Below are 618 nucleotides of genomic sequence, written 5' to 3' on the forward strand. Positions count from 1 at the left end.
CTATTATCCACTTCAAAAAACCCATAACGAGCACCACCTGTTTGCATACTTCGTTACTATTTTCGACAACAAGTAAATAATTCCTTCTTCACTTGACAAACTTTAATCGAAAAAGATGAAATGATGGTAAACGTCGATTTCCTACTAACAAACGGTAAGCAATCCGCACACAAAGAAACCGCTTATTTGTCATATGGAAGTACTAGCTACCACAAACAAACAACGGTTCCAAGTTACTTTTTTGTGAGAACATCGGTTCTTAAACAGAGACTATGCCATTTGCAGGTCAGTCAATACGTTCTAAATTGCCGTTGGCGTCCATCTTAAATCGCGCTTTACTCTCATCCTCATCCTCGGATAAAAAAGCCAATTTCCGTGCTCTTTCCATGATTTGAATCAAAGCACGATAATCATCGTTGATGGATCGATAATCCGTTTGAACGACGTTGACTTCACCCTTCAACTTCGTATTCTCGGAACGCAACATTCGCAATTCCTCGGTTGCTTCTTTAAGTTCACGCTCAAGCTGCTTAATTTGCTTCGTCATCTCTTGATAGGTGCCTTTCCACTGACGCAAAAACCGAATCACTCTATCAATCGAAATGGACTCTTCTACGG

The 618-nt window shown here is 40.3% G+C and carries 1 pseudogene; it reads right to left on the reverse strand.

From position 1 onward, the window contains the following. Positions 1–286: 286 nt before the first annotated feature. A pseudogene (locus BHE97_RS19595) lies at positions 287–618 on the reverse strand (hypothetical protein); the annotation flags it as partial.

It is taken from the genome of Aeromicrobium sp. PE09-221 (genome assembly GCF_002174305.1).
Classification (GTDB): Bacteria; Actinomycetota; Actinomycetes; order Propionibacteriales; family Nocardioidaceae; genus Aeromicrobium.